This window comes from Nostocoides sp. F2B08, from assembly GCF_009184895.1.
Classification (GTDB): domain Bacteria; phylum Actinomycetota; class Actinomycetes; order Actinomycetales; family Dermatophilaceae; genus F2B08.
Genome location: NZ_WESE01000038.1, coordinates 1 through 2,017 on the forward strand (window position 1 = coordinate 1; position 2,017 = coordinate 2,017).

Annotated in this window: 2 protein-coding genes; one reads left to right on the plus strand and one right to left on the minus strand. The window is 66.6% G+C overall.

The features are described 5' to 3' along the window. The coding region (locus tag GA707_RS20635) for a TfoX/Sxy family protein (protein ID WP_152180324.1) at positions 1 to 312 on the plus strand (312 nt) is incomplete at its 5' end. Between the two features lie 110 nt (positions 313 to 422). Here the strand turns inward: GA707_RS20635 and GA707_RS20640 are convergent. Then, positions 423 to 833 (minus strand): hypothetical protein, encoded by a 411-nt coding sequence (locus GA707_RS20640; protein ID WP_152180325.1) that lies wholly within the window; start codon positions 831 to 833, stop codon positions 423 to 425. Positions 834 to 2,017: the final 1,184 nt, after the last annotated feature.

The following is a 2,017-nucleotide window of genomic DNA, read 5'->3' on the forward strand; positions in this document are numbered from 1 at the left end:
CGGTCGGCGGTCGCCGCGGCGGCCGGTCCGGAGGGCTTTCGGGAGATCAAGATGTTCGGCGGCCTGTGCTGGACGATCAACGCCCACATGGCCGTTGGGACCGGTGACGATGATCTGATGGTCTCTGTCGGCAAGGACGGCACTGACCAAGCGCTTACACGCGGTGCTCGCCCGGCCACGATGGGGCAACGAACGATGGGTGGTGTGGTCCTGGTGGCAGCCGAGGACGTTCCCGACGCCGACTCCCTCGATGCGTGGGTTCGCCCAGCTGTGGAGCGGGCACGGGCAAAGCCACCGAAGACCCAGAAGTAGCCGAGGCGACAGGGGCTCAAGAGGAGCGACACAGGATCCTTCGCAGATCGTTGTCACTACCGGTCGAGTGCCGGCGCAGAGACGCACCCGACGCGCCAGCTGGATGCGTTCTAGTTGTCGTCGTCTTCGGCCGCAGGGTCGGTAAACCATTCCAGGTGAGTCAGGCCGGCGGGGAGGTCGGTGACACGGGTGGGCTCGGGCCACACCAAGCCTTCGCGGTTCACGCGCAGGGGCGCGCTCGTATTTCGTGTTGCGACCACCTCGTCCACGTGCACCAACAGCAGGTTGAGGCCGGCCTCCTCAATACTGCTCTCGGGCCACAGTGCATCGCGACACCCCTTCCCGATGGCGGTGACGGCGGCCGCCAAGTCCTGCTCGGTGGTGAGCAGAGTCAGTGGCTGACCTACGTCCTCGTGGCGCCACACGATGCGGGCCGTTCCATCGTCGCCGATCCGAGCCTCGACGTCGGAGTCGTAGTAGCGAAGGCGTCGGATGAGGTCCATCAGGCGCGGCGTCTCCATCTCGGCTCCGGGCTCTGTTCGTGAGGGGCAGTGTCGACCACTGTGACAGGCCGGGATGGGACGGGCGTCCGATCCGATGGCACAAGCGCGACACGCCGACGAAAGTGCACCCTCAGCCATAGCCCAACTGCTGGCGGCACGGGGCCGGGGGACCGAGCGTGCTCAGATGCTGGGTTGGGGTGTTACGGCCGCTGGGACGTGTTTCGTCGCAGCCAGCCTCGTAGTCGGCGAAAGGGCGCGAGCATGCGGTCGCGTTCGGATACGGCCCTGTANGGCCGTTCCATCGTCGCCGATCCGAGCCTCGACGTCGGAGTCGTAGTAGCGAAGGCGTCGGATGAGGTCCATCAGGCGCGGCGTCTCCATCTCGGCTCCGGGCTCTGTTCGTGAGGGGCAGTGTCGACCACTGTGACAGGCCGGGATGGGACGGGTGTCCGATCCGATGGCACAAGCGCGATACGCCGACGAATGTGCACGCTCAGCCATAGCCCAACTGCTGGCGGCACGGGGCCGGGGGACCGAGCGTGCTCAGATGCTGGGTTGGGGTGTTACGGCCGCTGGGACGTGTTTCGTCGCAGCCAGCCTCGTAGTCGGCGAAAGGGCGCGAGCATGCGGTCGCGTTCGGATACGGCCCTGTATCGGGCGATGTTGCGAGGCAGATCCTGCTCGTCGATCAACGTCCAGGGGTCAACTCCGTGCTCAATCGAGCGGCGCACGAGTCGTCCCGTCCGCGCTCTGGCTTGATCGCCAGGTTCGAGGAGAGTGCCAGTGAGATGTTCGCGCGGGTCCCCGCCGTGCTCTTGGCGTTGGGTCAGGCTCCGCTGCTCCTGAGCCATGGCTGCCTCGAACTCGCGCTTGTCGTCGAACNCGAGTCGTCGTCCGGGTCCACCCTTGGCATGGCCTGATGGTAGATCCACACCGGGGTGGTCGCCGGAGGCTGTTGAGCCCCTCCTGCATCCTCGTCGCTCAGCGCCACGCGCTGAGGGCCGCATCGAAGTGCGACCAGGGTCAACATCCGGCGAAAGGTCGCACGCAACGGCCGGCGTCACCTGCCGCTGCCCCCACAGGTCGTCTGACCCGGGGCTAGGGTGGCAAAGGTGCAGGTCGAACTGGGCTACGACAGAGTCGGCAGCCGTCTGCGTCACATAGGCCACCTCGGGATCACCTATGACCGGGCAGGCAGCCGG